General features: G+C 75.0%; 24 protein-coding genes. 14 read left to right on the top strand and 10 right to left on the bottom strand.

The window, feature by feature from the left end:
• Positions 1-2 precede the first annotated feature (2 nt).
• On the top strand, positions 3-1,292 hold the full coding sequence (locus tag ACTMS9_RS17950) for an outer membrane protein assembly factor BamB family protein (protein ID WP_441165523.1): 1,290 nt from the start codon (positions 3-5) through the stop codon (positions 1,290-1,292).
• A 59-nt stretch (positions 1,293-1,351) separates the two neighbouring features.
• On the opposite strand, the gene ACTMS9_RS17945 is transcribed toward ACTMS9_RS17950, so the two are convergent.
• Positions 1,352-2,617: a C39 family peptidase gene (locus ACTMS9_RS17945; RefSeq protein ID WP_441165522.1), complete on the bottom strand. Its 1,266-nt coding sequence runs from the start codon at positions 2,615-2,617 to the stop codon at positions 1,352-1,354.
• Positions 2,618-2,749: 132 nt separating this feature from the next.
• Between ACTMS9_RS17945 and ACTMS9_RS17940 the strand changes: the two genes are divergently transcribed.
• From ACTMS9_RS17940 to ACTMS9_RS17925, 4 genes are all read left to right on the top strand, one after another.
• Complete coding sequence (locus ACTMS9_RS17940) at positions 2,750-3,418, top strand: response regulator transcription factor (protein WP_088963314.1); 669 nt, start codon at positions 2,750-2,752, stop codon at positions 3,416-3,418.
• Positions 3,415-4,629 (top strand): sensor histidine kinase, encoded by a 1,215-nt coding sequence (locus ACTMS9_RS17935; RefSeq protein WP_441144198.1) that lies wholly within the window; start codon positions 3,415-3,417, stop codon positions 4,627-4,629. Before ACTMS9_RS17940 ends, ACTMS9_RS17935 begins: the two co-directional genes overlap by 4 nt.
• 34 nt (positions 4,630-4,663) lie before the next feature.
• Positions 4,664-5,776 (top strand): AEC family transporter, encoded by a 1,113-nt coding sequence (locus ACTMS9_RS17930; protein ID WP_441165521.1) that lies wholly within the window; start codon positions 4,664-4,666, stop codon positions 5,774-5,776.
• A gap of 162 nt (positions 5,777-5,938) precedes the next feature.
• Positions 5,939-6,325 (top strand): VOC family protein, encoded by a 387-nt coding sequence (locus ACTMS9_RS17925; RefSeq protein ID WP_238450131.1) that lies wholly within the window; start codon positions 5,939-5,941, stop codon positions 6,323-6,325.
• Between the two features lie 55 nt (positions 6,326-6,380).
• Here ACTMS9_RS17925 and ACTMS9_RS17920 read toward each other — a convergent pair whose 3' ends face one another.
• The 5 genes from ACTMS9_RS17920 to ACTMS9_RS17900 all read right to left on the bottom strand — a co-directional run bounded on the left by ACTMS9_RS17920 (position 6,381) and on the right by ACTMS9_RS17900 (position 13,377).
• Positions 6,381-7,220, bottom strand: a complete 840-nt coding sequence (locus tag ACTMS9_RS17920) for a hypothetical protein (RefSeq protein WP_441144194.1) — start codon at positions 7,218-7,220, stop codon at positions 6,381-6,383.
• A gap of 167 nt (positions 7,221-7,387) precedes the next feature.
• On the bottom strand, positions 7,388-8,362 hold the full coding sequence (locus ACTMS9_RS17915; RefSeq protein WP_441165520.1) for a hypothetical protein: 975 nt from the start codon (positions 8,360-8,362) through the stop codon (positions 7,388-7,390).
• A 198-nt stretch (positions 8,363-8,560) separates the two neighbouring features.
• Positions 8,561-10,630, bottom strand: a complete 2,070-nt coding sequence (locus ACTMS9_RS17910) for a 3-hydroxyacyl-CoA dehydrogenase NAD-binding domain-containing protein (RefSeq protein WP_441144190.1) — start codon at positions 10,628-10,630, stop codon at positions 8,561-8,563.
• Positions 10,627-11,820 carry a thiolase family protein gene (locus ACTMS9_RS17905; RefSeq protein ID WP_441165519.1) on the bottom strand — a complete coding sequence of 398 codons (1,194 nt, stop codon included), beginning with the start codon at positions 11,818-11,820 and terminating at the stop codon, positions 10,627-10,629. Before ACTMS9_RS17905 ends, ACTMS9_RS17910 begins: the two co-directional genes overlap by 4 nt.
• 249 nt (positions 11,821-12,069) lie before the next feature.
• Positions 12,070-13,377, bottom strand: a complete 1,308-nt coding sequence (locus ACTMS9_RS17900) for a ribonuclease D (protein WP_441144186.1) — start codon at positions 13,375-13,377, stop codon at positions 12,070-12,072.
• Positions 13,378-13,578: 201 nt separating this feature from the next.
• Between ACTMS9_RS17900 and ACTMS9_RS17895 the strand changes: the two genes are divergently transcribed.
• Together ACTMS9_RS17895 and ACTMS9_RS17890 are read left to right on the top strand one after the other, a co-directional pair.
• On the top strand, positions 13,579-14,763 hold the full coding sequence (locus ACTMS9_RS17895; protein ID WP_441165518.1) for a trypsin-like peptidase domain-containing protein: 1,185 nt from the start codon (positions 13,579-13,581) through the stop codon (positions 14,761-14,763).
• 173 nt (positions 14,764-14,936) lie between these two features.
• Positions 14,937-15,737, top strand: coding sequence for a hypothetical protein (locus ACTMS9_RS17890; RefSeq protein ID WP_441144182.1), 801 nt, complete (start codon positions 14,937-14,939; stop codon positions 15,735-15,737).
• A gap of 16 nt (positions 15,738-15,753) precedes the next feature.
• On the opposite strand, the gene ACTMS9_RS17885 is transcribed toward ACTMS9_RS17890, so the two are convergent.
• Positions 15,754-16,326, bottom strand: a complete 573-nt coding sequence (locus ACTMS9_RS17885) for a DUF3000 domain-containing protein (RefSeq protein WP_357606506.1) — start codon at positions 16,324-16,326, stop codon at positions 15,754-15,756.
• 208 nt (positions 16,327-16,534) lie between these two features.
• On the opposite strand from ACTMS9_RS17885, the gene hemE reads away from it, so the two are divergent.
• From hemE to ACTMS9_RS17855, 6 genes are all read left to right on the top strand, one after another.
• Positions 16,535-17,632, top strand: a complete 1,098-nt coding sequence (hemE, locus tag ACTMS9_RS17880; RefSeq protein ID WP_441165517.1) for a uroporphyrinogen decarboxylase — start codon at positions 16,535-16,537, stop codon at positions 17,630-17,632.
• A 6-nt stretch (positions 17,633-17,638) separates the two neighbouring features.
• The gene (gene hemG / locus ACTMS9_RS17875; protein ID WP_441165516.1) at positions 17,639-19,048 is read left to right on the top strand and encodes a protoporphyrinogen oxidase; all 1,410 of its coding nucleotides are present in this window, start codon (positions 17,639-17,641) and stop codon (positions 19,046-19,048) included.
• A complete protein-coding gene (gene hemQ, locus ACTMS9_RS17870; protein WP_441165515.1) occupies positions 19,045-19,746 on the top strand; it encodes a hydrogen peroxide-dependent heme synthase in 702 nt (233 codons plus the stop codon). The genes hemG and hemQ overlap by 4 nt, the downstream gene beginning before the upstream one ends.
• 87 nt (positions 19,747-19,833) lie before the next feature.
• Positions 19,834-20,160, top strand: coding sequence for a CU044_2847 family protein (locus tag ACTMS9_RS17865; RefSeq protein WP_211364584.1), 327 nt, complete (start codon positions 19,834-19,836; stop codon positions 20,158-20,160).
• A gap of 25 nt (positions 20,161-20,185) precedes the next feature.
• Positions 20,186-22,768, top strand: a complete 2,583-nt coding sequence (locus tag ACTMS9_RS17860) for a trypsin-like peptidase domain-containing protein (protein WP_441165514.1) — start codon at positions 20,186-20,188, stop codon at positions 22,766-22,768.
• Positions 22,765-24,141: an extracellular solute-binding protein gene (locus ACTMS9_RS17855; protein ID WP_441165513.1), complete on the top strand. Its 1,377-nt coding sequence runs from the start codon at positions 22,765-22,767 to the stop codon at positions 24,139-24,141. The genes ACTMS9_RS17860 and ACTMS9_RS17855 overlap by 4 nt, the downstream gene beginning before the upstream one ends.
• Positions 24,142-24,232: 91 nt before the next feature.
• Here ACTMS9_RS17855 and ACTMS9_RS17850 read toward each other — a convergent pair whose 3' ends face one another.
• From ACTMS9_RS17850 to ACTMS9_RS17840, 3 genes are all read right to left on the bottom strand, one after another.
• Positions 24,233-25,309 (bottom strand): lytic polysaccharide monooxygenase auxiliary activity family 9 protein, encoded by a 1,077-nt coding sequence (locus tag ACTMS9_RS17850; protein WP_441165512.1) that lies wholly within the window; start codon positions 25,307-25,309, stop codon positions 24,233-24,235.
• Positions 25,310-25,428: 119 nt separating this feature from the next.
• Complete coding sequence (locus ACTMS9_RS17845; RefSeq protein WP_441144168.1) at positions 25,429-25,905, bottom strand: GNAT family N-acetyltransferase; 477 nt, start codon at positions 25,903-25,905, stop codon at positions 25,429-25,431.
• A 72-nt stretch (positions 25,906-25,977) separates the two neighbouring features.
• Complete coding sequence (locus ACTMS9_RS17840; protein ID WP_280836355.1) at positions 25,978-26,235, bottom strand: Prokaryotic metallothionein; 258 nt, start codon at positions 26,233-26,235, stop codon at positions 25,978-25,980.
• Between the two features lie 157 nt (positions 26,236-26,392).
• Between ACTMS9_RS17840 and ACTMS9_RS17835 the strand changes: the two genes are divergently transcribed.
• Complete coding sequence (locus tag ACTMS9_RS17835; RefSeq protein ID WP_441144166.1) at positions 26,393-26,668, top strand: isoamylase early set domain-containing protein; 276 nt, start codon at positions 26,393-26,395, stop codon at positions 26,666-26,668.
• Positions 26,669-26,766 lie beyond the last annotated feature (98 nt).

Raw genomic sequence — 26,766 nt, 5'->3', positions numbered from 1 at the left:
GCGTGGCGCTCATTGATCTGGGTGACGTCCGCGAGGAGCCCGTGCCGGAACCGGGCCGACGTCGGCCGCATACCGTCGGGCGGCCGGCGCGGGTGGCGGCGGCCCTCGTGCTCACCCTGGTCTCGCTGGCCGGAGCGGCCCCGGTGACGGCGCCGGCCAGCTTCACCGTCCCGGCCCGGTCCACCACCACGGCCTACCTCCAGGGCGACCGGCTGTTCCTGCTGGAGCCGGCGGACGCACCCGCCGGGCGGGGCGGGCAGTTGACCGCGTACGCCGTCCCGGAAGCGGGCGACGGTCCACTCGCGCCGCTGTGGCGCACGCCGCTGCCGGCCGCCGGCACCGACGGTGCGGTCATCGTCCACCGGGACGTGGTGCTGGTCACCGGCGGCTCGGTCGAGGGCGGGCCGCGCCGCGCCCTCGCGTTCGACCTGGGCACCGGGCGGCTGCGTTGGGAGCGGCCAGGGCACGTCGCACCCGCCGGGGACGCGTTGCTGGCGGTGGAGAACGAGGGTGAGGAGCCGGGGCGGGTCAGCTCCGTCGACCCGGCCACCGGGCGGGTCGACTGGTCGGTGGCGACGCCGGTGGAGGCCACCACCTACCGGTTCCGGCCCGACGGTGTCGACCGGATCGTGGCCAGCCCCTCCTCCGGGCAGGTCGAGGTCTGGGACGCCCGCAGCGGGGTGCGGCTGCGCAGCGTCGACCTCCGCCCCGGCGAACTCCCCGTCCACCAGCGGAGCCAGTCGGTCGACGAGCTGCTGCTGATGCTTCGGGACAACGCCGCCCTGGTGACCGCGTACGGCCTGGACGAGCTGGACCGGCGCTGGGAGATCCGGCTGGGACTGGTGGCCTACTTCGCCGCCTGCGGGCCGCTGCTCTGCGCGTACGGGCAGACCGGCGGGATGTGGGCGCTGGACCGGGCCACCGGGGACGTCCGGTGGCGGGCCACCCGCTGGCACGAGACGCTCGTCGAGCGGGAGGGCCGGATGCTGGTCAGAGGCCCGGGCAGCGGCGCGCAGGACTCCTTCGCGGTCCTCGACACGGCCACCGGGCGGGCCGTCGCCGACCTGGGCACCTGGGAGGTCTCCGGCCGGGCTCCGGCCGAGGACCGCCCGATCGGGGTACGGCCCGCCGACGGCGACCTGCTGTTCGTCGCCGAACTGGACGTCGCCGGCGGCCGGACCCGAGTCCTCGAGGTGCTCGCCGGGGTGACCGGCGACTGCCAGGCCGGCACGCGACTGCTGCTGTGTCGCCGCAGCGGCGGTGGCTTCGGCATCTGGCGGCTGAACCGATGACCGTCATCGACCTGGGCGAGGTGGGCCATTTCGTCGAACCGGTCCGCCCGCCCCGCTGATCACCAGTTCGGCTGGGCGGGCGGCGCGGGCAGCGGCACCGACGCCGGGTGGACCACGTACGTCGCCCCGCCGCTGCCGTCCTGCCAGGCCGCCTCGAAGCGCGCCCGGTCCACGGTCCGGCGCACCGACGCGTCGTCCGGCGCGTACGGGTCGTTGAGCACCGGGTCGCCGGCCTCGGTGAAGCCGACCAGCACCATCAGGTGCCCACGGGTGTCGTAGTCCAACCCGGGCACCTGGCCGGCGCGGAACGCCGCGGAGACCACCAGCGGCACGCCGGCGGCCACGAACGCCTCCGCCTCGGCCAGCGAGCGCAGCCGGGTGACGAACGCCTCCACCCCGTGCAGCCCGGCGTACGCGGTGTTGAACGCCCAGTTGCCGGCCCCGGCGTACGCGTGGTCGTAGCAGTGCCGGGCGGCGTGCACCACCACCGGGCGGGGGCCGGGCGGCTCGACCCAGGCGTACCGCTCGGCCGGCGGCCCGGCGCCCCAGAAGGCCAGCACCATGGACATGCAGGTGGGGCTGCACCAGGAGTCCCCGCCGCCGCCCCAGCGCGACTCGCCCCCGATGGCGTGCCGGCGCTGGGAGTAGCGGGGCACGGCCAGCACCACGCCCCGCGCGCCGGCCACACCCGCGCCCGCCGCCGGCCCGTGAGCGGCCGCGCCGGCGTTTGGCCCGGTCGCGGACTCGTCGGTCTGTCCGTTCGTTCCGTGCGGGGGCTGGCCGGTCGGGTCGGCCGCCGGGCGGCGGGCCGGTCCCGAGGCGACCGCGCCGACCGTGCGCAGCACCGGGCCGGTCGTCGCGCCCACCGGGCGCAGCAGGGTCACCCGGACCTGCCAGCCGGTCACCGTGGCCTCGCCGACCACCAGCGTGTCGGTGTCCACCCGGGCGTCGGGGTCCCGCTGGCCCGGCACCGAGGTGCGGCGTACCGGCTCCTCGCCCTCCGCCCAGCGGGCCAGCGTGTACCAGCCGGTGGTCGGGGCGTCCGCGTGCCAGCCGCGCAGCTCCACCTCGGCCCAGCAGCCGGGCGGCGTCCGGGCCGTCCAGGACGGCACCAGCTCCGCGACGGCGAAGCCGGCCGGCACCGGGGGAGAGGTCCAGCTCCCGACCTCGTACGTCCCGCCGTCGTGCGCGCGCCGGTCGACCGGGTCGGTCAGCTCCAGCCCGCCGGCGTGCGGCCGGACGCCGACGCCGGTGCCGAGGCGCGCGTCGACGGCGAGGCGGAAGCCCCGGTAGGCGATGTCCCGCCCGGTCGGTGTCGCGGTCACGGCCCGTCCCCCTGTAGATCAGCGCCGAAAGCATCCCGTACCCCGGAGGTTTCTTGCAACGACCCGGGCGGGCGGTGACGCCGGTTTGGCGGCCGGCACTAGGTTGTCGGGCAGGTCGGCGAGGAGGTCGGGATGCGGGTGCTGGTGGTCGAGGACGAGCGGAATCTCGCCGACGCGATCGCGCGCGGGCTGCGCAAGCGCGGCATGGCGGTCGACGTGGCGTACGACGGCGACACCGGCCACGAGGCCGCCTTCGTCACCCGGTACGACGTGGTGGTCCTCGACCGGGACCTGCCCGGCGTGCACGGCGACCAGATCTGCGCCGACCTGGCCGCCTCCGGCACCCTGACCCGGGTGCTGATGCTGACCGCCAGCGACAGCGTCGCCGACCGGGTGGAGGGGCTCGGCCTGGGCGCCGACGACTACCTGCCCAAGCCGTTCGCCTTCGACGAACTCGTCGCCCGGGTGCAGGCGCTCGGCCGGCGGGCCACCCCGGCCGCCCCGCCGGTGCTGGAGGTCGGCGACGTGGTGATCGACCCGGCCCGCCGGGTGGTCACCCGGGGCGGGGCGCCGGTCGACCTGACCAACAAGGAGTTCGGCGTCCTCTGCGAGCTGGTCAAGGCGCGCGGCGCGGTGGTCTCCAGCGAGGAGCTGCTGGAGCGGGTCTGGGACGCCAACACCGACCCGTTCACCACCATCGTCCGGGTGACCGTGATGACCCTGCGCAAGAAACTCGGCGACCCGCCACTGATCGAGACGGTCGTCGGCGCTGGCTACCGGACGGCCGAGGTGAGCGCGTGACCCGGCGGCTGCGTCCGACCCTGCGGCTGCGGCTGACCCTGCTCAACGGGGTGCTGCTGGTCGGCGCCGGGGCGGTCCTGGTGGTACTGGCCTGGCTGCTGGTCCGCGACGCGCTGCGCCCGAGCGACGAGCTGCGGCCGGGCACCACCGTGCTGCTGGCCGACGGCCGGTCGCTGGACGCCGCCGACTGGCAGCGCCAGCTCGTCGACGCCGCCTCGCAGGAGCTGCTGCTCAAGGGGCTCGTCGCGCTGCTGGCGATCAGCGTGGTCGGGGTGGCCGGGGCCTACCTGGTGGCCGGCCGGGCGCTGCGCCCGTTGCACCAGGTCACCGCCACCGCGCAGCGGCTCGGCGAGGCCACCCTCGACCAGCGGATCGGCTGGTCCGGGGCGGACGACGAGGTGGCCGAGCTGGCGCGCACCTTCGACGCGATGCTCGACCGGATCGCCGCCGCGTTCGAGTCGCAGAAACGCTTCGTGGCCAACGCCTCGCACGAGCTGCGCACGCCGCTGGCCGTGATGCGTACCGAGATCGACGTGACGCTCAGCGACGACGACGCGGACACCGCCGAGTACCGCAGGATGGCCACCGTGGTGCGCGACGCCTCGGAGCGGGCCAACGGACTGGTGGACGCGCTGCTGGTGCTGGCCCGCAGCGAGGCGCAGACCGGCCGCCGGCTGGCCCGGCGTACCGAGTGCGACCTCGCCACCGGCACCGCCAACGCGCTGTCCGCGATGGCCCGGGAGGTGGAGCGGATCGGGCTGCGCGTGCAGACCTCGCTGCGGCCCGCCCCGGTGGTCGGCGACCCGGGGCTGCTGGACCGGCTGGCCGGCAACCTGATCGAGAACGCGGTCCGCTACAACCACCTGCACGGGCGGCTCTGGGTGCGCACCGACTCCGACGGGCGGACGTCCCGGCTGGTGGTGGGGAACACCGGGTTCGAGGTGGACCAGGCCGACGTGCCGGGGCTGTTCGAGCCGTTCCGGCGGGGCGGACGGGAACGGACCGGGGCGCGCGGCTCCGGGCTGGGGCTCTCCATCGTCCGGGCGGTCTGCGACGCGCACGGGGGCACCGTGACGGTGCTCGCCCGCCCCGGTGGCGGCCTGGAGGTGACCGTCGCGCTGCCGGCCGCCGACGTCGACTGCCCGGCGACCCCGGCCCGCTCCGGCGGCGCCGCGCCGGCCCTCCGGTCGGAGCCGCACCGGAGGCGGTGACGCCGGCCCGCCCGGGCGTCCGTACGCTGCCCAGGTGCTCGCCGCCTTCGTACCCATCTGGGTGCTCACCGGGCTCGGCTGGCTGACCGGACGACGCGGACTGCTGGGCGGTGCGGCCGAGCGGGTGCTCGGCGGCTTCGTCTTCCACCTGGCGATGCCCGCCGCGCTGTTCACCGCGCTGTCCCGCACCGAGCTGGACGTGCGCCTGCCCGCACTTGGCGCCTTCGCGGCGAGCACCGCCGCCACCATGGCGCTGGCGTTCGTCCTCTGCGCGGTGACTCGCCGCCGTGCGGGCGGCGAGGCGACGATCGGGGCGATGGCGGCCGGCTACGTCAACTCGGCAAACCTGGGCATCCCGGTGGCGCTGCAGGTGCTGGGCGACGCCACCTTCCTCACCGGGGTGCTGCTCTTCCAGGTGCTGGTGGTCACCCCGGTGGTGCTGGTCCTGCTGGACCGGTCCGCCGGGCGGGCGTGGCGGCCCGGGCGGCTGCTGACCCTGCCGCTACGCAATCCGGTGATCGCGGGGCCGGCCCTGGGCGCGCTCTGCGCGGCCCTGCACTGGCGGCCGCCGGAGCTGATCGGCGCTCCGCTCGCCCTGCTCGGCGCCGCGGCCGTGCCGACCGCGCTGGTCACGCTCGGCCTCTCGCTCACCGCCGGCTCGCGCGCCGCCGGGCCGCCTGCCGGCGACCGGCCGGTTCCCCACGCCGGACCGCCCGTCGGCACGGGACCGCACGCGGCCGGCCCCCCGGCCTCCGGCGGTGTCGCCGCCACCGGCGCCGTCGTGGCAGTGCGTGCGGCGCCGGCGGTCGACGGCGCGGCGGGCAGCACCGTCGGCGAGGTCACCGAGGGCGTCCCGGCGGCCGGCGGTCGGTCGCGCGGGGGCGGCGCGAAGATGGAGGTGGCCCTGCTCTCCGGCCTGAAGCTGCTGGTCCAACCGATGATCGCCTGGTCGGTCGGGCGGCTGGTCGGGGTCGCCGGCACGGACCTGCTGGCCCTGGTGGTCTGCGCCGCGCTGCCCACCGCCCAGAACACCTACATCTTCGCCCGCGAGTACGGGCGGGCCGAGGTGGTTGCCCGGGAGACGGTGGTGGTGACCACCGCGTGCGCGATGGGGACGCTGGCGCTGATCGGCGCGCTGCTGGGCTGACCCGGGTTGTCAGCCCCGGGCCGGGATGACAAGATCGTCGCGTCGGCCCGACGGGCGGAAGGGGGTGCGCAGATGTCCATCACGATCAATGCCGCGCCCCACCCCGTTCACCGCTGACATTCCACGCACCCGGGGCGCGTCCATCCACTGCGGAGGAACACCGTGAGTGCACGGATCCACAACATCGGCATCGACTGCCGCGACACGTACGCCCTGGCCGGATTCTGGGCCCAGGTCTTCGAGTGCCCCCGCCAGCCGGACGACTTCCCCGGCGACCCGGAGGCGATGCTGCTGCCCCCGGGCGGGCCGGAGGTGCTCTTCCTGGCCGTGCCCGACGAGAAGGTGGTGAAGAACCGCCTGCACCTCGACCTCGAGCCCACCGACCGGACCCGGGACGAGGAGGTGCAGCGCCTGCTCGGCATCGGCGCGGTCCAGGTCGCCGACCACCGCCGACCGGACGGCTCCGGCTGGGTGGTGCTGGCCGACCCGGAAGGTAACGAGTTCTGCGTGCTGCGCAGCGCCGCCGAGCGGGCCGCCACGGCCGGCTGAGCCGACGAAGGCCCCGTCCACCTCGGTGGACGGGGCCTTCCTCAGGTCGTACGGGTCAGGACTTCTGCTCGATCTGCCCGCGCATGGTGGGCAGTTCGGCGGCGGCCTCGTCACCGGACTTGAAGTAGACGATGATCATGCCCAGGCTGCCCTTGTCGCTCCACACGCAGACGCCGAGCGGCACGTTGGCGGCCTCGGCGTCGCCGCACTTGGCCTCCCCGCCCAGCGGTCCGGCGTCGACCTTCTTCATCTCGCCGAGCTGCACGTCGCTCTGGCCGGCGCCCTTGATGGTGTCGTCCATCGTCTTGGTCGGGTTGGTGTTCAGGCCGGAGGCGGCGGCGATCATCACCAGGTTCTTCTTGGCCGCCGTGCCGTAGAACGCGCCGACCGTGCTGGTGGCGTCCGGAAGGGAGCTCTTCAGCTCCGTCTCGAGCTGCTTGGCGCCGTTGAGCAGGGCCGGGTCGGTCGACTTGGCTCGACCGGCGAGCGTCGCCGGGGCGACCACCCGGGTCTTGGTGGCGTCGACGGTCTCCTTGACCTCGTCCTTGACCGCGAAGAACGTGATCGCGGCGCCGCCCAGGCAGAGCACCAGCACCACGGCGAGCGAGATCAGCACGATCTTGCCGACGTTGGACTTCTTCTTGGCCGGCGGCAGGCTCGGGTCGCCGTACGGCTGGCCGCCCTGGGCCGGGAAGGCGCCCTGCTGCTGCGGTGCCGGGTAACCGCCCTGCTGCTGCGGCGGCGGGTAGCCGCCGGGCTGCTGCTGCGGCGGGGGATAGCCGCCGGGCTGCTGCGGTGCCGGGTAGCCGCCCGGCTGCTGCGGCGGCGGGTACGAGCCGTAGGGCGCGCCGCTTCCCGGCTGCGACTGATAGGGATCGGACGGCGGCTGCGACATGAGGTCAGCTCCAGATCGTCAGGTGAGGACGCGTGATATTAGCCAGCTCACCCGGCACCCGCTGCCCCGTCCGCACCGGGCACCCCCGGTCGGTCCGAGGTCGACGGTCGCGGTGGCCGGTGCCGCCCGAGCGGGGCGTCCGGCCACCGTGACCTGCGCTTTCCGTCTCAGGAGCGCTTCTCGACCTGACCCCGGATGGTGGCGAACTCGGCCTTGGCCTTGGTCGCCGAAGAGAAGAACATCACGATCAGGCCGACGCTGCCCTCGTCGGCCCAGGTGCACACCCCGAGCGCGATGCCGGAGCTCTTGCCGGCGCCGCACTTGGCCACGCCGCCGAGCGGGCCGGGGTTGACCGTGGACATCTTCTTGACCGCCAGCGACGAGGACAGCCCGGCGACGGCGTCGTCCAGCTCCTTCTCGGGGAAGAGCACCGGGCCGGAGGCGCCGGCCACCATCACCAGGTTGCGCTTGCCGGCGCTGCCGTAGAAGGCGCCGACCGCGCCGGTCTCGTTGCGTACCCCGGACTTCATGTCCCGGACCATCTCGTCGGCGATCCGGCGCAGCTGCGGCTCGGTGTTCCTCGGCCGGCCGGCCAGCGTCTTCGGCGTGACCAGCCGGATGTCCGGGGCCGGCTCGGCCTCCTCCTCCGACGGGCTCGGCTCGGCGGCCGCCGAGGTCGGGGCGGCGGAGACGCCGGGGCTGGAGCTGGCCTTCGGGTCCGGGTCGTCGTCGGAGAGCGCCACGTAGGCCAGGCCGCCGCCGCCCGCGCAGAGCACCAGCAACCCGGCAAGGACCAGCGACAGGATCAGACCGAGCCGGGACTTCTTCGCCGGCGGCGCCGGCGGCAGGCCGTACGCCGGGGCGCCGGCGAAGCCGTCCGGCTGCCCGCCCGGGTACCCGCCCGGCTGCGCAGGCGGGTGGACCCCCGCCTGCCCCGACTGGTACGCGGGGTACGGCTGGGTGGGCTGCGGATCGGCCGGCCGGCCGTACGGCTGGGTGGCGTCGGGGTGGCCGCCCTGCTGCGGCACGTGCGGCCAGGCCTGGGTCGGCCCGGTGCCCGGGGGCGCTGGTGGCTGGTGCGGAGGCGGGTACGAGCCGGGCTCCGGCTGCGTGGACCAGGGGTCGACCGGCGGTGTGGACATGCATCAGCTCCAGGCGAGGGTGAGAACGCGTGATGTTAGCGAGCCGTGGACCGGCCGCGCTGCCCCGTCCGAGTCTGACCGGGCCGGGCAAGTGGCGTCCGGGCTGGCCCGCACCGGTGCCCCAGACGCGACCGCGGTGGCCGGCGACGCCCTGTGACGGGCGTGCCGACCACCGCGATCGCGGTACAGCGGGAGGGATCAGCCGCGCAGGCTGGCGACCCCGCGCGGCAGGAACCGCTTGCCGGTGACCTTCTCGGAGGTGCCGGTCCGGTCCAGGTACGGCGTGACGCCACCCAGGTGGAACGGCCAGCCGGCGCCGAGGATCATGCACAGGTCGATGTCCTGCGCCTCGGCGACGACGCCCTCGTCGAGCATCAGCCGGATCTCCTGCGCCAGCGCGTCCAGCGCGTTCTGGCGTACCTGCTCGGCGGTCAGCGGCTGGTCGCCGACCACGAGCAGCTTGGCGACCTCGTCGTTGATCTGGTCGTCGACCACGATCGGCTGGCCGGAGTCGGCGATCCGCTTGAGGTTCTCGCTGACGCCGAACCGGTCCGGGAAGGCGGCGTGCAGGGTGCCGCCCACGTGGTACGCCACGGCCGGCCCGACCAGCTGGAGCAGGGCGAGCGGGCGCATCGGCAGACCCAGCGGGTCCAGCGCGCTGTTCGCCACGTCCAGCGGGGTGCCCGCGTCGACGGCGGCGAAGACCGTGCCGAGGAAGCGGGTGAGCAGCCGGTTGACCACGAACGCCGGGGCGTCGGAGACCAGCACGGAGGACTTCCGGAGCTGCTTGCCGACCGCGAACGCGGTGGCCAGCGTGGCGTCGTCGGTCCGCCCGCCGCGGACGATCTCCAGCAGCGGCAGCACCGCGACCGGGTTGAAGAAGTGGAAGCCGACGACCCGCTCGGGGTGCTCCAGCTCCTCGGCCATCGCGGTGATCGACAGCGACGAGGTGTTGGTGGCGAGCACCGCCTCCGGCTTGACGATCTTCTCCAGCTCGGCCCAGACCTGCTTCTTGACGTTCAGGTCCTCGAAGACCGCCTCGATGACGAAGTCGGCGTCGGCGAAGACGCCCTTGTCGACCGAGCCGCTGACCAGGCCGTACAGCTTGGCGGCGGTGCCCTTGTCCATCCGGCCCTTACTGACGGCCTTCTCGATCTGGGTGTGCACGTAGCCGACGCCCTTGTCCACCCGGGCCTGGTCCAGGTCGGTCATGACGACCGGCACCTGGAGGCGGCGGGCGAAGAGCAGGGCGAGCTGGCTGGCCATCAGGCCGGCGCCCACGATGCCCACCTTGGTGACCGGCCGGGCCAGGCCCTTGTCCGGCGCGCCGGCCGGCCGCTTGGCCCGCCGCTGCACCAGGTCGAAGGCGTACAGGCCGCTGCGCAGCTCCTCGGAGAAGACCAGGTCGGCCAGCGCCTCGTCCTCGGCGGCGGTGCCGGTGGCGAAGTCGGCGTCCTTCGCCGTCTCCAGCAGGTCCAGCGCCTTGTACGCGGCCGGGACCGCGCCGTGCAGCCGCTGGTCCAGGGTCTGCCGGGCGAAGTAGAGCACGCCGCCCCACATGTCCTTGTCGACCTCGGGCCGGGTCACGGTGACCTCGCCCCGCACGACGCCGGCGGCCCACTCCAGGGACCGCTCCAGGAAGTCGGCCGGCTCCAGCAGTACGTCCGCGATGCCCATCTCGGCAGCCTGCTTCGGCTTGAGCATCTTGTTCTGCATCAGCGGGTTCTGGATGATCACCTGGGTCGCCGCCGGGATGCCGATCAGGTTCGGCAGCAGCTGGGTGCCGCCCCAGCCGGGGACCAGGCCGAGCGAGACCTCGGGCAGCGCCAGCGCCGCCGCGCCGCCGGAGAGGGTCCGGTAGTGGCAGTGCAGGGCCAGCTCCAGGCCGCCGCCCATCGCCGCGCCGTTGACGAAGGCGAAGGTCGGGATCGGGCTGTCCTTGAGCCGGGCGAAGACCCGGTGGCCGAGCCGGCCGATCTCCAGCGCCTGCTCGCGGTCGGCCAGCGCCGGCAGGCCGACGATGTCGGCGCCGACGCAGAAGATGTACGGCTTGCCGGTGACCGCGATGAACGCCGGGTCGGCGGCCAGCGCGGCGGTGATCGCCTCGTCCAGGCTGGTCAGACCGGCCGGGCCGAAGGTGTTCGGCTTGGTGTGGTCGAAGCCGTTGTCGAGGGTGATCAGGGCGGCCGGCTTGTCCAGCCCCGGCACTCGTACCGCGCGCAGCAGCGCCTTGGTGACGACCTCGTTCGGTGCGGCGAGCGCGCTCACTTGTTGCCCTCCCAGTGCGGGTTCTCCCAGATCACGGTGCCGCCCATGCCGATGCCGATGCACATGGCGGTGAGGCCGTAGCGGACCTCGGGGTGCTCGGCGAACTGGCGGGCCAGCTGGGTCATCAGCCGTACGCCGGAGGACGCGAGCGGGTGGCCGATGGCGATCGCCCCGCCCCACGGGTTGACCCGCGGGTCGTCGTCGGCGATGCCGAAGTGGTCGAGGAAGGCGAGCACCTGCACGGCGAACGCCTCGTTCAGCTCGAACAGGCCGATGTCGTCGATGGTGAGGCCGGCGATGCGCAGCGCCTTCTCCGTCGAGGGGATCGGGCCGACGCCCATCACCTCGGGCTCGACGCCCACGAAGCCGTACGACACCAGGCGCATGGCGATCGGCAGGCCCAGCTCGCGGGCGGTGGCTTCGTCGGCGAGCAGGCTGGCGGTGGCGCCGTCGTTCAGGCCGGCCGCGTTGCCCGCGGTGACCTTGCCGTGCGGGCGGAACGGGGTCTTCAGGGTGGCGAGCTTTTCCAGCGAGGTCTCCCGGGGAGCCTCGTCGGTGGTGGCCAGGCCCCAGCCGCCGTCTTCGTCGCGGATCGCGACCGGCACCAGGTCGTCCTGGAGCTTGCCGTTGGCGTACGCCTTGGCGGTCTTCTGCTGCGAGGCGAGCGCGAACGCGTCGGTGCGCTCCTTGGTGATGTGCGGGACCCGGTCGTGCAGGTTCTCCGCGGTGGCGCCCATGACCAGCGCGGACGGGTCGACCAGCTTCTCCGCGATGATCCGCGGGTTGGGGTCGACGCCCTCGCCCATCGGGTGCCGGCCCATGTGCTCGACGCCGCCGGCGATGGCGATGTCGTACGCGCCCATGGCGATGCCGCCGGCCACGGCGGTGACGGCGGTCATCGCGCCGGCGCACATCCGGTCGATGGCGAAGCCGGGCACGGTCTTGGGCAGGCCGGACAGCAGGGCGGCGGTGCGGCCGATGGTCAGACCCTGGTCGCCGATCTGGGTCGTGGCGGCGATGGCGACTTCCTCGACCCGCTCCGGCGGCAGCTGCGGGTTCCGGCGCAGCAGCTCGCGGATGCAGCGGATCACCAGGTCGTCGGCGCGGGTGTTGGCGTACATGCCACCCGCCTTGCCGAACGGGGTACGGACGCCGTCGACGAAGACGACATCCCGAACTTCACGGGGCACTTGGAGCCTCCTCTTCGACCATGATTCGGCCTTCGCGCCGCTAGGCGGCGCTACGGACCGAATGAGGGTCGGCCGGCGCGGGCGTGTTCCCCCGGATGCTACTCGCCAGTAACCAACCCCGACAGCACCCCCCATGTGGCCCACCCCACACCCGGCCGCGCCCGCCCGAGCGCCGTCGATCATGAAGTTATCGCCCCGACACGCTGAGTGGGAGGGCGACAACTTCATGATCAACGAAGGGCGGGGTGGTCAGGAGGTGGGGAGGGCCTCGGTGAGGGCGGGAACCAGGAGGGTGAGCTGCCACTCGCGGGCGCCGTAGCCGCGCAGGGTCTCGGCGACGGTGGCCTCGGTGATCTCGTCCGGGGGCACCCAGGCCAGGCGGCGTACGGAGTCGGGGGCGATCAGGTTCTCCGCGGGCAGGTTGTGCTCCGCGGCCACCCGGACCACCACCTCGCGGCAGCGGGCCAGCCGGCCGGCGGCCACCGGGTCCCGCTCCGCCCAGCGGTGCGGCGGCGGCGGACCCTCGACCGCCGGGGTGACCGGCAGCGCGTCGTCCGGCAGCTGCCGGGCGTCGTCCAGCGCCGCCAGCCAGGTGCGGGCCAGCCGGCGCACCGAACGGCCGCCGAACCCCGGCAGGGTCAGCAGCGTCCTCTCGTCCTTCGGGTCCAGCTCGGCGGCGGCGACGATCGCCGAGTCCGGCAGTACCCGACCCGGGGCGGCGTCCCGGCGGGCGGCGATCTGGTCCCGGGCGTACCACAGGGAGCGGACCCGGGCCTGGGCGCGCGCTCCCCGTACCCGGTGGATGCCGGAGGTGCGCCGCCACGGCTCGGCGCGGACCCGGGGCGGGCGGGCGCCGTTGCGGATCAGCGCGGCGAACTCCTCCGCCGCCCACTCCGACTTGCCTTGCCGCTTCAGCTCCTCGTCGAGGGCGTCGCGCAGGTCGACCAGCATCTCGACGTCCAGGGCGGCGTAGGTCAGCCAGGACTCGGGCAGCGGCCGGCTGGACCAGTCGGCCGCCGAGTGGTGCTTCTCCAGCGTGTAGCCGAGCAGCTGCTCGGTGAGGGCGGCCAGGCCGACCCGTTCGAAGTTGGCCAGCCGGGCGGCCAGCTCGGTGTCGAAGAGCCGGCGCGGGCGCAGCCCCACCTCGGCCAGACAGGCCAGGTCCTGGCTGGCGGCGTGCAGCACCCACTCCGCCCCGCCGATCGCCTCGTCGAGCGCGGTCAGGTCGGGCAGCGGCAGCGGGTCGATCAACGCCGTCCCGGCGCCCTCCCGGCGCAGCTGCACCAGGTAGGCGCGCTGGCTGTAGCGGTAGCCGGAGGCGCGTTCGGCGTCCAGGGCCACCGGGCCGTCGCCCGCGGCGAAGCGGGCCACGACCTCGTCGAGTTCGCTCGGGGTGGCCACCGGCTGGGGCGTGCCGTCGCGGGGAGCGGTCAGCGGAACGGGTCCGCCGTTGGGCTGGTCGGTCCCCACGTCCTCCGGCTCCGGCGCGGCCGAGGGCTGGTCGTCTCCCGTACGGCTTTCGGCGGCCCGACGGCGCAGGGGTGGTTCGTCGGTCACCTGACAACCCTAGTGCGCCGCGCGATCCGGTGTGTGCAGCCGGTCCGGCGTGTGTCGGCGAAGCGGCCGGACGGTGTCGCGAAAGGCCGGACAACGTGGGAGACAAAGCGCGTACGCGCAGGTACGGTCCATCGGGCGTCGCGCCGGTCGAAGTGCCCGAGGTGGCGCCACACGGGGGCGACGGGAAGGGCGGGGGCCACCATGACGACTGGGTACGGGCCGGGCGGCGGGACACCGAGGCAGGGCACGGAAGAGCGCGGGCCGCAGGCGGCCGGCGACGACCGCCCCGGACCGCTGGCACCCCGGATCGAGCGGCCCTGGCCGTCGGCGTACCCGCCGCCGAACGCACCCGGCCAGCCGACCCCGCCGTCGGCGGCCGGCGCCGAGCATCCCGGCCTCGCGGGGCAGCCGACCATCGACATCGCGCCGGCCGGGGCCCACCCGCCGCCCAGCGGCACCTGGTCCCCGCCGCCGCAGCCCGGCCAGTGGGGCGCTGCGGCGCCCGCCGCGCCGGCCTACCCGGGCACACCCGGGCCGTTCCCCGGTACGCCGGCTCTCGGCCCCTTCCCGCCCGCGGCGCTGCCGCCGCCCGGCCCGTCGGCGCCGCACCGGGGGCGTGGGCTCACCGTGTCCGCCCTCGTGCTCGCGGGCGTGCTGGCGGTGGTCACGGGGGTCCAGGCGTACCAGATCGACCGGCTCTCCGACCGCGTCGCCGCCACCGACGGTCGGCTCGCCGCGGCGCGGGAGGGCGCCGAGGTCCGGCTCGACGGCCTCGAGCAGCGGGCCGGGGCGCTGGAGAAGCAGGCGGGCGCCGCCTTTAGCCCGGAGGCCATCGCCAGCGCCGTGCTGCCCAGCGTCTTCCGCGTCCGGGCGGGCCAGTTCACCGGCACCGCCTTCGTCGTCGGCAAGCCCGCCGCCGGGGGCGCGGCGAACCTCTTCACCAACTTCCACGTGGTGGAGTCGGTCTGGGAGGGCGGCGGTCGGCAGGTCTTCCTGGAGCGGACCGACCAGCGCTTCCCGGCCACCATCGTCAAGGTCGACAAGGACAACGACATCGCCCATCTGCGGGCCACCGGCAGGTTCAGCGGCCTGACCACCGCGCCCAGCCCGGTGAAGTCCGGGCAGCAGATCGTCGTGGTCGGCGCCCCGCTCGGGCTGGCGGACAGCGTCACCACCGGTGTGGTGAGCGCCTTCCGCAAGAACGAGGACGGCCCCGGACAGGTGATCCAGTTCGACGCCCCGATCAATCCCGGCAACTCGGGCGGGCCGGTGATCAACGGCGCGAAACAGGTCGTCGGCATCGCCACGGCCAAGGCCCGCGACGCCGAGGGCATCGGGCTCGCCGTGCCGATCAAGACCGCCTGCGACGGATTCCGGATCTGCTGATCCCCGCCCCGGGTCGGCGCTGCGCCCGGCTCCGGCCGGTGTCCACCGACCGCCCCTCCTTCCCGCCGACCGTTCCCGGCCGGCCCCGCCGACACCCTGTCGGCCATCGACCCAGCTCATCCCCGGTCCGTCGCGGCGCATCGCGGCGGACCAGTCACCTGGAGGAAGAACAGATGTCCCAGCCACCGACCGGGCCGGAGGGCTTCCGGCCGGCGTACCCGCCGCAGCCGCCGACCGTCCCCGGTCAGCAGCCGCCGGCGGCCCCCCATGCCGCCGCCGCGCCGAGCGCGCCGCACCCGGGCGGGCCGGTCTCCGCGCCCCCGGTCCCCGGCCAGTACGCGCCCGCCCCGCCGGTCTCCGGGCCCGTGTACGGCCAGCCGATGTCGGCTCCGCCGGTCTCCGGGCCCGCGTACGGGCAGCCGATGTCGGCTCCGCCGGTCTCCGGGCCCGTGTACGGGCAGCCGATGTCCGCCCCGCCGGTGTCGGGGCCCGTGTACGGGCAGCCGATGTCCGCCCCGCCCGGATCGGCGCCCCCGTTCGGCGTGCCCGCCCCGGGTGCCGGCAAGGGCCGGACGGTGCTGATCCTGGCCCTCGTTGCCGGGCTGCTCTTCGTGCTGAGCGGCGTGATGACCGGCCTGTTCGTCGTGAAGAGCAGCGAGCTGGCCAGCACCGAGCGGCGGCTGTCGGGTCAGGTGAGCGAGCGGGACGGCACCATCGCCGCCAACACCAAGGAGATGGAGAAGCTCCGGGTCGACCTGCAGAGCGCCCAGGACAAGCTGGCGGACACCGAGCAGGACCTCACCGGCACCCGGAACGACCGGGACGAGCAGGCCCGGCAGAAGAAGGTCATCGCCACCTGCCTGGACAAGCTGACCACGGCGCTCGGCGCGGCGGCGGCCGGCAACCGCAGCGCCTTCGACAAGGCCAGCAAGGGTATGAACAAGGTCTGCGACGAGGCCGAGAACTACCTCTGAGCGTCCTCGCCAGGGGTCAGGCCGCGCCGGCCGAGCGGCGCTCGGAGAGCGCGGTCACCCCGGGCGGCGGCAGCCCCGCCGTCGAGGCGAGCAGCGCGCACCACGCCTCCAGGTGCGGGGCGAGGTCGTCGCCGAGCGGCGTCCAGGAGGCGCGGATCTCGACGTCCCCGGCGGCGGGCGGGCCGGCCAGCTCGCCGAACCGGGTCGACATCGTCTGGGTGACGGTGCCGCCGGCCGCCCGGTAGCGCGCGTCGTGCGCCTCCAGGGCGTCGACCAGCCAGGTCCAGCCCACCCCGGGCAGCAGCGGGTCGGCGGCCAGGTCGACCTCCAGCTCCGCGGTGACGTAGGTGACCAGCCGCAGGGTGCCCTGCCACGCCTCGTGACCGGCCGGGTCGTGCAGCAGGATCAGCCGCCCGGTGGCCACCTCGTCCTCGTCGCGCAGCACGGCGGCGGAGAGCGCGAAGGCGTACGGGGCGAGCCGCTGGGGGGCGCCGACCTCCTCCAGCGCGATCTCCGCCCGAGGGGTCACCGACCGCAGCCCGGCGACCGCGCGGGCGAAGGTCTCCGGGAGCGCGATCGGGGGGGCCATGACCGGCAGCCTATGCCGCGCCCCGCCCGCCCGCGCGGACGGCGCGCCGAACGCCGGGACCACGGTGGGGGGCCGCAGCGATGCGGCGCGGCGGACCGGCGGCACGGTTCCGCCCGTCCGCACCAGGGCCGGAGGGCCCGGCGGGCGCGGGTCACAAAAGCCGGCGCTGCCCGCTGGGGTCCTCCCCGCGCGTGGCACGATTGCCGCGATGACCACCGACACCACGGGCACTGCCGCCCGAGACGGAGCACCCCGCCCCGGCGGACCGGCCGACTCGCCCTTCGTCCGGGCCTGTCGCCGCGAGCCCGTCCCGCACACCCCGGTCTGGTTCATGCGCCAGGCCGGCCGGTCGCTGCCGGAGTACCGGGAGATCCGGGCCAACGTCGGGATGCTGGAGTCCTGCCGCCGCCCGGACCTGGTGGCCGAGATCACCCTCCAGCCGGTGCGCCGGCACGGGGTCGACGCGGCGATCCTGTTCAGCGACATCGTGGTGCCGGTCGCCGCGGCCGGGGTCGACCTGGACATCGTTCCGGGCACCGGGCCGGTGGTGGCCGAGCCGGTGCGCACGGCCGAGGACGTCGAGCGGATCCGCCCGATCGGCCGCGACGACGTGTCCTACGTGGACGAGGCGGTCCGGCTGCTGGTGGCCGAGTTGGGCGCCACCCCGCTGATCGGGTTCGCCGGCGCGCCGTTCACCCTTGCCAGTTACCTGGTCGAGGGCGGCCCGTCGCGGACCCACGCGAAGACCAAGGCCCTGATGTACGGCCAGCCGGAGCTCTGGCACGCGCTCTGCGCCCGCCTGGCCGAGGTGACGCTGTCCTTCCTGCGGGTGCAGATCGGGGCCGGGGTTTCCGCGGTGCAGCTCTTCGACTCCTGGGCCGGCGCGCTCTCCGAGGCCGACTACCGCCGCTATGTGCTGCCGCACTCGACGACCGTGCTGTCCGGGCTGGCCGACGCCGGCGTGCCCCGGATCCACTTCGGGGTGGGCACCGCCGAACTGCTCGGCGCGATGGGCGAGGCCGGCGCCGACGTGGTCGGCGTGGACTGGCGCACCCCGCTGGACGTCGCCACCCGCCGGATCGGCCCGGACCGGGCGGTGCAGGGCAACCTCGACCCCACCGTGCTGCTCGCCCCCTGGTCGGTGGTGGAGACCGAGGTCCGGCGGATCGTCAAGCAGGGCCGCGCGGCCCCCGGCCACGTGTTCAACCTCGGCCACGGCGTCCTGCCGGAGACCGACCCCGAGGTGCTGACCCGGGTGGTCGCGCTGGTGCACGAGGTGTCCGCGCGCCGGGCCGAGCAGGGCTGAGGCGTCGTGTCGCGGCCGTGGCGGGTGGCGGTGGTCGGCGGCGGGATCGCCGGGCTGGCTGCCGCCGTCCGGTTGCGCGACCGCGCCCCCGCCGGCACCGAGATCACCGTGTACGAGCAGTCCGGCGCGCTCGGCGGCAAGCTGCGCACCGGTGAGCTGGCCGGGCAGCCGGTCGAGTTCGGCGCCGAGTCGTTCCTGATGCGCGACCCGGCCGGCGGGGAGTCCGCCGCCGTCACGCTGATCCGCCGGCTCGGCCTGGCCGAGAGGATCGTCCACCCCACCGTCGGGCAGGCCGCGCTCGCCGTCGACGGCGGGTTGCGCCCGGTGCCGGGCGGCACGCTGGTGGGCGTACCCGGGGATCTGGAGCGGGTGGCGACGGTCGCCCGGCCGGCGGCGGACGCCGACCGCGACGGCGGCCGGCCGCTGCTCGGGCCGGACGAGGACGTCGCGGTCGGGACGCTGGTCCGGGCCCGCCTCGGGGATGAGGTGGTGGACCGGCTGGTCGACCCGATGCTCGGCGGCGTCTACGCCGGCCGGGCCGACGACCTGTCGCTGGTCACCACGATGCCGGCGCTGGCCCGCGCGGCCCGCGTCGAGCACACCCTCACCGGGGCGGTCCGCGCCGCCCAGGCCGCCGCGCCGCGCGCGCCGGGCGCGCCGGTCTTCGGCACCCTGGCCGGCGGGCTCTCCACCCTGGTCGAGGCCGCGGCGACGGCCAGCGGCGCGACCGTCCGGCTCCACGCCGCGGTCCGCGAGCTGACGCCCACCGCGGAAGGTTGGCGGCTGACCGTCGGCCCGACCCGCGCCCCGGAGCTGGTCGAGGCGGACGCGGTGGTGCTCGCCCTGCCGGCCCGGCCCGCCGCCCGGCTGCTCGCCCCGGTCACCTCCGAGGTGGCCACGACGATCGGCGGGCTCGACTACGCCAGCGTCGCGCTGGTCACCCTGGCCCTGCCCGACCCGGAGCTGCCGGCGCTCTCCGGCTTCCTGGTGCCGGTCACCGAGGGCCTGCTGATCAAGGCGTCCACGTTCTTCACCATTAAGTGGGGGCACCTGGCCCGGCCGGACGGGATCGCCCTGGTCCGCGCCTCCGTCGGCCGGTACGGCGACGAGACGTCCCTGCACCTGGCGGACCCCGACCTGGTGGCCACCGTGCACCGGGAACTGTCCGGCGTGCTCGGGGTGGCGCTGCCCGCGCCGCTCGCCAGCCACGTGCAGCGCTGGGGCGGGGCGCTGCCGCAGTACGCCCCGGGTCACGGCGACCGGGTCGCCGCCGCCCGGACGGCGCTGCGCGCGGCCCACCCGACGCTGGTCCTGGCCGGCGCCGGCCTCGACGGGGTCGGCATTCCGGTCTGTGTCCGCTCCGGCGAGACGGCGGCCGGAGAGATCATCGAAGCACTGGGAGGATCGGGTTCATGACCGAGCAGACCAACGCGGCGCGGCTCAGGGAGCTCAACGCGAGCATCCGCTACACCATGTGGTCGGTGTTCCGGGCCACCAGCCCGCTGCCGTCCCTGCGGGAGAACGTCACCGGCGAGGTCGAGGCGCTCTTCGAGGAGCTGGCCGGCAAGGACGTCGTGGTCCGTGGCCTGTACGACGTGGCCGGCCTGCGCGCCGACGCCGACCTGCTGATCTGGTGGCACTCCTCCTCCAGCGACGCCCTCCAGGACGCCTACCTGCGGTTCCGCCGGACCACCCTGGGTCGGGCGCTCACCCCGGTGTGGTCGCAGATGGCCCTGCACCGGCCGGCGGAGTTCAACAAGAGCCACATCCCGGCGTTCCTCGCCAACGAGGAGCCCCGCCCCTACCTCTGCGTCTACCCGTTCGTCCGCTCGTACGAGTGGTACCTGCTGCCCGACGCCGAGCGGCGCGAGATGCTGGCCGAGCACGGCAAGATGGCGCGCGGCTACCCCGACGTCCGGGCCAACACGGTCGCCTCGTTCGCCCTCGGCGACTACGAGTGGATGCTCGCCTTCGAGGCCGACGAGCTGCACCGGATCGTCGACCTGATGCGCGACCTGCGCGGCTCCGGCGCCCGTCGGCACGTCCGCGAGGAGGTCCCGTTCTACACCGGTCGGCGCCGCTCGGTCGCCGACATCGTCAACTGCCTGGTGTGACGGGCTCGCCGGGATTGCGCACCCCCGGTAACGTGTCAGATCCATCACGGTAACTGTCGCTGCCGTGCGGATCCGTCTGGAGGCCCGGTGTCGCAGCTCGTCGAGTTCCCGCTGGACGGCGGTGGCGCGGTCCGGGTCGAGATCGCCGACGAGGAGGGCGTGGTCCCGGTCGGCCGGGCCGGCGAGGTGGTGGCGCGGGCGCACCAGACGCTGGAGTCCGCCCTGACCCAGTTGCGGCCGGTGACCGACGCCGTACTGCGCAACCTGCGCGACGCCGCCGAGCCGCCGGACCGGGTCTGCGTGGAGTTCGGCGTGAAGCTGGCGGCCAAGGGTGGGCTCGTCGTGGCCAGCGGCACCTCGGAAGCCAACCTCAAGGTGCAGCTCGAATGGAACCGCGCCGACCCCGCCGCCTGAGCCGGCGGCGCCGGACCACCGCGTGATGCCCGGCGCGACGGGGCGTCCACCGCAGCGGCCCGCGCGCCCCGTGCCCGGCGAGGCGACGCTGGCGGTGGCGGCCGTGCACGACCGGGCCGGGAACGTCGTCGGCGCGGCCTTCCTGATCGACTCCGCCCGCCTGCTGACCTGCGCCCACGTCGTGCAGGCGGCACTGGGTCCGGAACCGGTGGCGCCCGGGCCGGCCGACGCCGTCGTGGTGTCGGTGAGCTTCCCCCTGGTGGCGCCGGGGCGCCGCCTCGCCGCGCTGGTCCTGCCGCAGCACTGGCAGCCGGGGCGGCCGGACGGCTCGGGCGACTACGCCGTCCTCCAGCTCGTCGCGCCGGCGCCGGTCGGGGCCCGGCCGGTCCGGCTGGCCCGCCCCGGCCAGGCCGGCACCCGGGACCGGGTCTGCCGGGTCTTCGGCTTCCCCCGCGCGCTGCCCGAGGGCCGCTGGTTCGAGGGGTGGGTGGTCGGGCCGATCGGCGGCGGCTGGATCCAGCTCGCCAACCGCAGCGACTCCGGCTACCAGATCGAGCCCGGATTCTCCGGAGCCCCGGTGTGGGACAGCCGACTGCGCTGCGTCATCGGCATGATCGTCGCGGTCGACCAGGTGGTCCGGCCGCAGCCGGCCCGCCCGGCCGCCTTCATGATCCCGATCCGCCGGCTGCCGGTGGCCGACCAGTACGGCCGGCCCCGGGTGCTGCCCCGCTGGCGGCAGCCGTTCAGCCGGTGGCGCACCGGCCCCGCCCCGGCCGCCGCCCGCTGGTCGACTCGGGTCCGGGCCCGGGTGGCGGCGCTCCTGGTGGCGCTGCTGGCGGTCGGCCTCGCCGCCGTGCCCGAGCCGCTGGGCGGCTGCGCCGGGCCGGTCGAGCTGCGGGTCGCCGCCGCCCCGGACGACCTGGTGACCTACCAGGCGGTGGCCGCCGCGTACGAGTCGTGGACGGCGGCCCGCGCCGGGGGCTGCCGGACGACGAACGTCTTCGTCTACCCCGCCGCGCCGCGCGAGGTGGCCCAGGGTCTCCAGCTCGGCTGGTCGGAGTCCGCCGGCCGGCCGGCGACAGAGGGGGACCCGGGCACGCCCGGCTGGTACCCGGCCGACGTCGGCCCGCGCCCGGACGTGTGGTTGCCGGGCGCCGAGATGCCGTCGCAGCAGGTGCTGAACCTGACCACCGTCCGGGACTACCTGACGGTGGCCCGCTCGCCGCTGGTGCTGGCGGTGCCGCGCGCCCTCGTCGATCCCGCCCGCGACGACGCCGACCGGCAGCGTTCGCTGTCCTGGCCCGAGCTGTTCGCCAAGGCCAGCCGGAGCCCGGGGGAGACCCCGACGGCCACCGCCTCGGGCCGGCGGGTGACCGGCACCGGGTGGCAGGTCGTCCGCCCCGATCCGGCGGTGTCCCCCGAGGCCCGGATGGTCGACGTGGCGCTGTACGACGGTGCACCCGACACGGCGTGGATCCGCCAGCAGGTGGAGCAGCGCCTGGAGGCCGCCCAGGACGAGCGCGGCTTCCCGCTGGGCAGCCTCGCCGCCGTGCTGTGCCGGCAGCGGCAGCTCGCCGCCGACCCGGCCGCCCCGGCGCCGCCCGCGGTGGTCACCACCGAGCAGGCGCTGGTCCAGTTCAACCTCGGCGAGCGGCTCGGCGACGGCTGCGTCGAGCGCGGCCGTCCCGCGCCGGGCCGGGCGCTGGTGGCCTTCTATCCGGAGCTGACCCCGGGGGTGGACCACCGCCTGGTCCTGCTGCGCTGGCCGGATTCCGTGCAGAGCCCCGCCGCCCGGGCCGCCGCGGACGACCTGCGCCGCTGGTTGACCGGGCCGGGGCGGGACGAGCTGCTGGCCCGGGGCTTCCGGGTGCCCGGCCGGGACGGGACCGGCCCGGCGCTGACCGAGGAGAACGGCGTGCTGCCGGGCTGGCTGCTGGACAACCCGCAGTGGGAACTCGTCGACGGCTCCGACGCGCTCGCCCTGAACACCGCCGACCAGCGCTACCGGGAGGCCCGGCGGCCGGCCCGGGTGCTGCTGGCGCTGGACACGTCCGGCTCGATGCTGGCGCAGGCGGGCCGGGGCACCCGGTTCGACGTGGCGGTGGACGGCATCGCCGCCTCGCTGCGCCGCCTCGGCGGCCGGGACGAGGTCGGGGTGTGGGCGTTCTCCACCGCCTACCGGGGTAACGCCGGGCGGCTGCGGGAGGTCGGGCGGGCCGACCGGGCGCGGGACGAGGCGCTGGTCGCCCGCCTGCGGCGGACCGTGCCGGCGGGGGACACGCCGCTGTACCGGACCATCGACGCCGCGATCGGCGAGGTGCGCCGGCGGGGCGGCGGGGACGACCACCTGCGGGCCGTCGTGGTCCTCACCGACGGGCGGGACACCGCCAGCGGCGGCCTGGTGCCCCGGGTCGAGGGCGACCCCCCGGTACGCCTCTACGTGATCGCCGTCGGCGAGGCGAGCTGCGACGACCGGGTGCGGACCCGCACCCTGCGGCAGACCGCCCGGGCCAGCGGCGGGCAGTGCCTCCAGGCCGAGGCGAGCACCGTGGACCGGGCGCTGACCGGGCTGTTCCGTCAACTCTGGGAGAAGGGGGCCGGCCAGTGACCGACCGGAAGCCGCACGGTGCGTCCGGGACTCCTCGTCGCCGGCGCCGGGTGCCGGCGTCGTTCCTGCTCGGGGTGGCCGTCGGCACGGTGGTCGGTGTCGTCGCCACGCTGGGCTGGTACGTCGCCACCCGGGAGGAGCCGCTGGAGCGCGGCGAGCTGGTGATCCTCAGCGGCAAGGACACCAGCTCCGGCGGGCAGCGGGAGGAACTGGTCAAGCTCTGGAACGTGCTGCACCCGCAGAGCCCGGCCCGGATCCGGGAGGCGCCGGTCACCACCGACCAGCAGCACAGCGAGATGGTGGGGATCGCCCAGGCGCAGGCGGCGGGCGGCGGCGACGACCCGGACGACGCCGTGGACATCTACAACCTCGACGTCACCTTCACCGCGGAGTTCGCCGCCGCCGGTCACCTGCGCCCGATCGACGAGGCGCGGCTGGCCCCCGGGCACCTCGACGCGTTCGTGCCGGAGGTGCTGGACAGCTGCCGCTACCGGGGCTCGCTCTGGGCGCTGCCCTTCAACACCGACGCCGGCCTGCTCTTCTACCGGTCGGACCTGGTGACCGGCGGGACGCCGGCCGCCCCCGGCGAGGCGCCCCGCTTCGACTGGGACGCCATCATCGACCGGAGCGCGGCGCTGACCGGCGCGGGCGGCGCGACGCAGCGGCCCGCCGCCGGGTACGTCGGGCAGTTCGGCCCGTATGAGGGGCTGACCGTCAACGGGATGGAACTGCTCTGGGCCGGCGGCGTCGACCGGCTCGTCGACGAGACCGAGAACCGGGTGGTCTTCCAGCGGGAGCGGTGGGAGCGCCGGCTGCGCGACGTCGCCGCGGCCCGGCGCGACGGCCTGCTGGTGGGCGACGCCTTCACCGTCCCCGGCGACGAGGCGCGCAGCCTGCGGGACTTCCAGGAGGGCCGGGCGCTGTTCATGCGCAACTGGCCGGTCAACTACCGGTCGCTGGCCGACACCGACACGCCGGGGCCCCGGGTGCCGTTCGAGGTGACCCGGCTGCCCGGCCCGTCGGCGCTGGGTGGCCAGAACCTCGCCATCGCCAAGCAGAGTCGGCAGCCGCGCGCCGCCCAGGCGCTGATCGAGTTCCTGACCCGGGAGGAGGCCCAGCGCACCCTGTTCACGGTGGGCGGCTTCGCCCCGACCCGGACGGACGTCTACGCCGACGCGGCGCTGCGGCAGCGGTTCCCGTACCTCGCGCTGCTCGGCGAGGCGGTCCGGGAGGCCCGGGTACGGCCCCGGGTGCCGCACTACTTCCAGTTCAGCCGGGTGTTCCGGGAGGGCGTCCGGACCGCCCTGGAGGGGGACGGCACGCTGCCGGAGGACTTCGAGTCCCGGCTCAACCGGGCGCTGCGGGGTGGCTGACGCCGGCCGGGTTCGTGACCCGGCGCTCGCCGTCGACGCGGTCGGGGACGGCCGTGACCCGGCTGGCTGCCGGGTCACGGCCGTTTGCGGATCAGAGCGTCGCGGTGCAGGTCGGGGTCGGGTTGGCCCCGCTGCCGGAGCCGAGGAAGCCGAAGGACGTCCTCGCCCCGGCGGCCAGTGACCCGTTGTAGCTGACGTTCCGGGCGGTGACGGCGGACCCGCTGCTCGTCACCGTCGCGTTCCACGCCTGGCTGACCTGCTGGCCGCCGGCGAACGTCCAGGTCACGGTCCAGCCCTTGACCGCGGTGGCGCCGGCGGTCACCTCCACCTCACCCTGGAAGCCGCCGGACCACTGCGCGGTGACCCGGTAGCTGGCGGTGCAGGCCCCGGCCGGCGGCGGCGTCGTCGGCGGCGGGGTGGTCGGCGGCGGGCTGGTGGGCGGCGGCGTCGTGGTGGGCGGCGTACCGGGCCCGCCCCCGAAGTCGACGTCGCTGCACAGGTAGTACGACTGGTCCAGGTGGCTGGCCTGCCAGATCGTGTAGACGATGTGCCGGCCGGTGCGCCCCGGCGCGTTCGCCGGCACCTGGATCGACACCCCCGGGGCCTCCGGGGTCCACTGGGCCGCCGGGGTGTTGCCGATCTGGCCGACCAGTTCCAGGTCGCTCCAGGCCAGCGGCTTGGTCAGGGCGTTGAAGCCCTGCTTCGTCACGTACACCCGGATGTAGTCGGCGCCGTGACTGGCCTGGTCGTACAGCTTGATCCTGAAGTTGGTCGTGGTCGGCACGGTCTTCCAGGCGCCGACCGCGTCCAGCGCGTTGTAGCGGCCGCTGGCGGTGTGCCCGGCACTGCACAACTGGCCGTCCGGGATGGCGCCCTGGTGGTTGCCGGCGACGCCCTCGCGGAACAGGCCGTTCCAGTTCCACATGGCATTCGGGTCGGCCTGCCAGGCCTGCCAGCACATCGGGTCCTCGGTGGCCATCTTCGGGTTCTGGAAGTCGCTGCCCCAGCGTTGCCAGCAGCCGTAGTTGCGCGACGCCGGGTCCACCACCGATCCGTGGGCGGAGGCGGACCGGGCCAGGGCGGTGGTGAGCAGCAGCGCGACGATCGCGCCGACGGTGAGCAGCGCCGCCACCAGTGGGGTGGGGCGTCTGCGCAGCAGGACGGACATGGAGCCTCCGGGGTCTGGAGTGTCGGTCGACGACGCCCGGACGGCCGGGAGTTGCCCCCTCCCGAACCCCTGCGTGGCTCCCGCGACGGCTCTGCCTCGCAGGCTCCCACGGGAAAACGCTATTCGTCAATGTCTCCCGGGTGACCGGGTCGGCTCTGCCGGCGCATCGGGACGTGCGGGATGCCGTCCTCGACGTACTCCGGGCCGGTCACCGCGAAGCCGTGCCGGGCGTAGAAGTCGACCAGGTAGGACTGCGCCTCCAGCACACATGGCCGGTCGCCGACCAGCCGCAGCGCCTCAATCATCAGCCGGCCGGCGTGCCCGCCGCCGCGCGCCGTCGGCGCCACCACCACCCGGCCGATCCGCGCCGAGCCGTCCGGGTCGGCCAGGATCCGCAGGTACGCCAGCACGGCGCCGTCGCGCTCCAGCCAGAGGTGCCGGGTGCCGGGCTCGACGTCCCGGCCGTCCAGCTCCGGGTACGGGCAGTGCTGCTCGACCACGAACACGTCGATGCGCAGCCGGAGCAGGTCGTGGAAGGTGCGGGCGTCCAGGTCGGCGAAGGCGGCGACCCGGACCTGGGTGGTCTGCGGCGGCATCCCGCGATGGTAGGCCGGGCGGTGGCGCGTACTCCGGAGAGCCCCGGCCCGGTGCGGGGCCGGGGCGCGCGGTCAGGCCGGGCGGGCGCCGACCGCGTCGCGGATCTCGGCGCCCTGGGCCTCCTCGGCGCGGGCGCAGTGCGCGCAGCAGAAGAACCGGCCGCCGACCTCCACGCCGTGGCCGAGGATCTTGACCTCGCAGTGCTCGCAGATCGGCGCCAGCTTCTGCGCCGCGCACTCGAAGCAGTCGAAGGTGTGCGTGTCACCGCTGACTGTGCGCACCTCGAACGCCATCCAGTACTCGTTGCCGCAGACCTCACAGGTAGCCACGATCAAAAACCCCCCGAATCAGGACATGTGACATCAGGGTGCGCCAGGGCGGGGCCGTTGGGGGCGAAATGCCGCGAGTGGATCCGGCCGGACGGCGTTTCGCCCCCGGCGTGTCGCGCGTTGGGCCTGGTGAACCGCCTCGACCCCGGAGGACCACGTGATCAAGCGCAACAAGCTCTTCGGCAACCAGACCCGGGTCACCTTCTGCCTGCCCCGGGACACCCCGCCCGGCCCGGTCAGCGTCGTCGGCTGCTTCAACGGCTGGGAGCCCGGCCGGCACGAGCTGGTCGCCCGCCGCGACGGCACCCGGACGGTGACGGTGAAGCTCGGCCCCGGCGAGTACCGCTTCCGGTACCTCGCCAGCGGGGGCGTCTGGCTGGACGACGACTCCGCCGACCGGGTCGACGAGAAGGGCAGCCTGCTGCGGCTCTGAGCGGAGGCCAGGAGCATCATGGACGTCGATGTTTTTATTGACAGGAGTCTTTACTGTTAACAAGGTTTAAATTATGTTGGTGGCACCTTCAGCAGGCC

The sequence above is a fragment of the Micromonospora sp. L31 genome, assembly GCF_052068075.1.
GTDB lineage: Bacteria > Actinomycetota > Actinomycetes > Mycobacteriales > Micromonosporaceae > Micromonospora > Micromonospora purpureochromogenes.
Note: the sequence above shows the minus strand (reverse complement) of the source record. Positions and strands in the feature narration are given on the sequence as shown.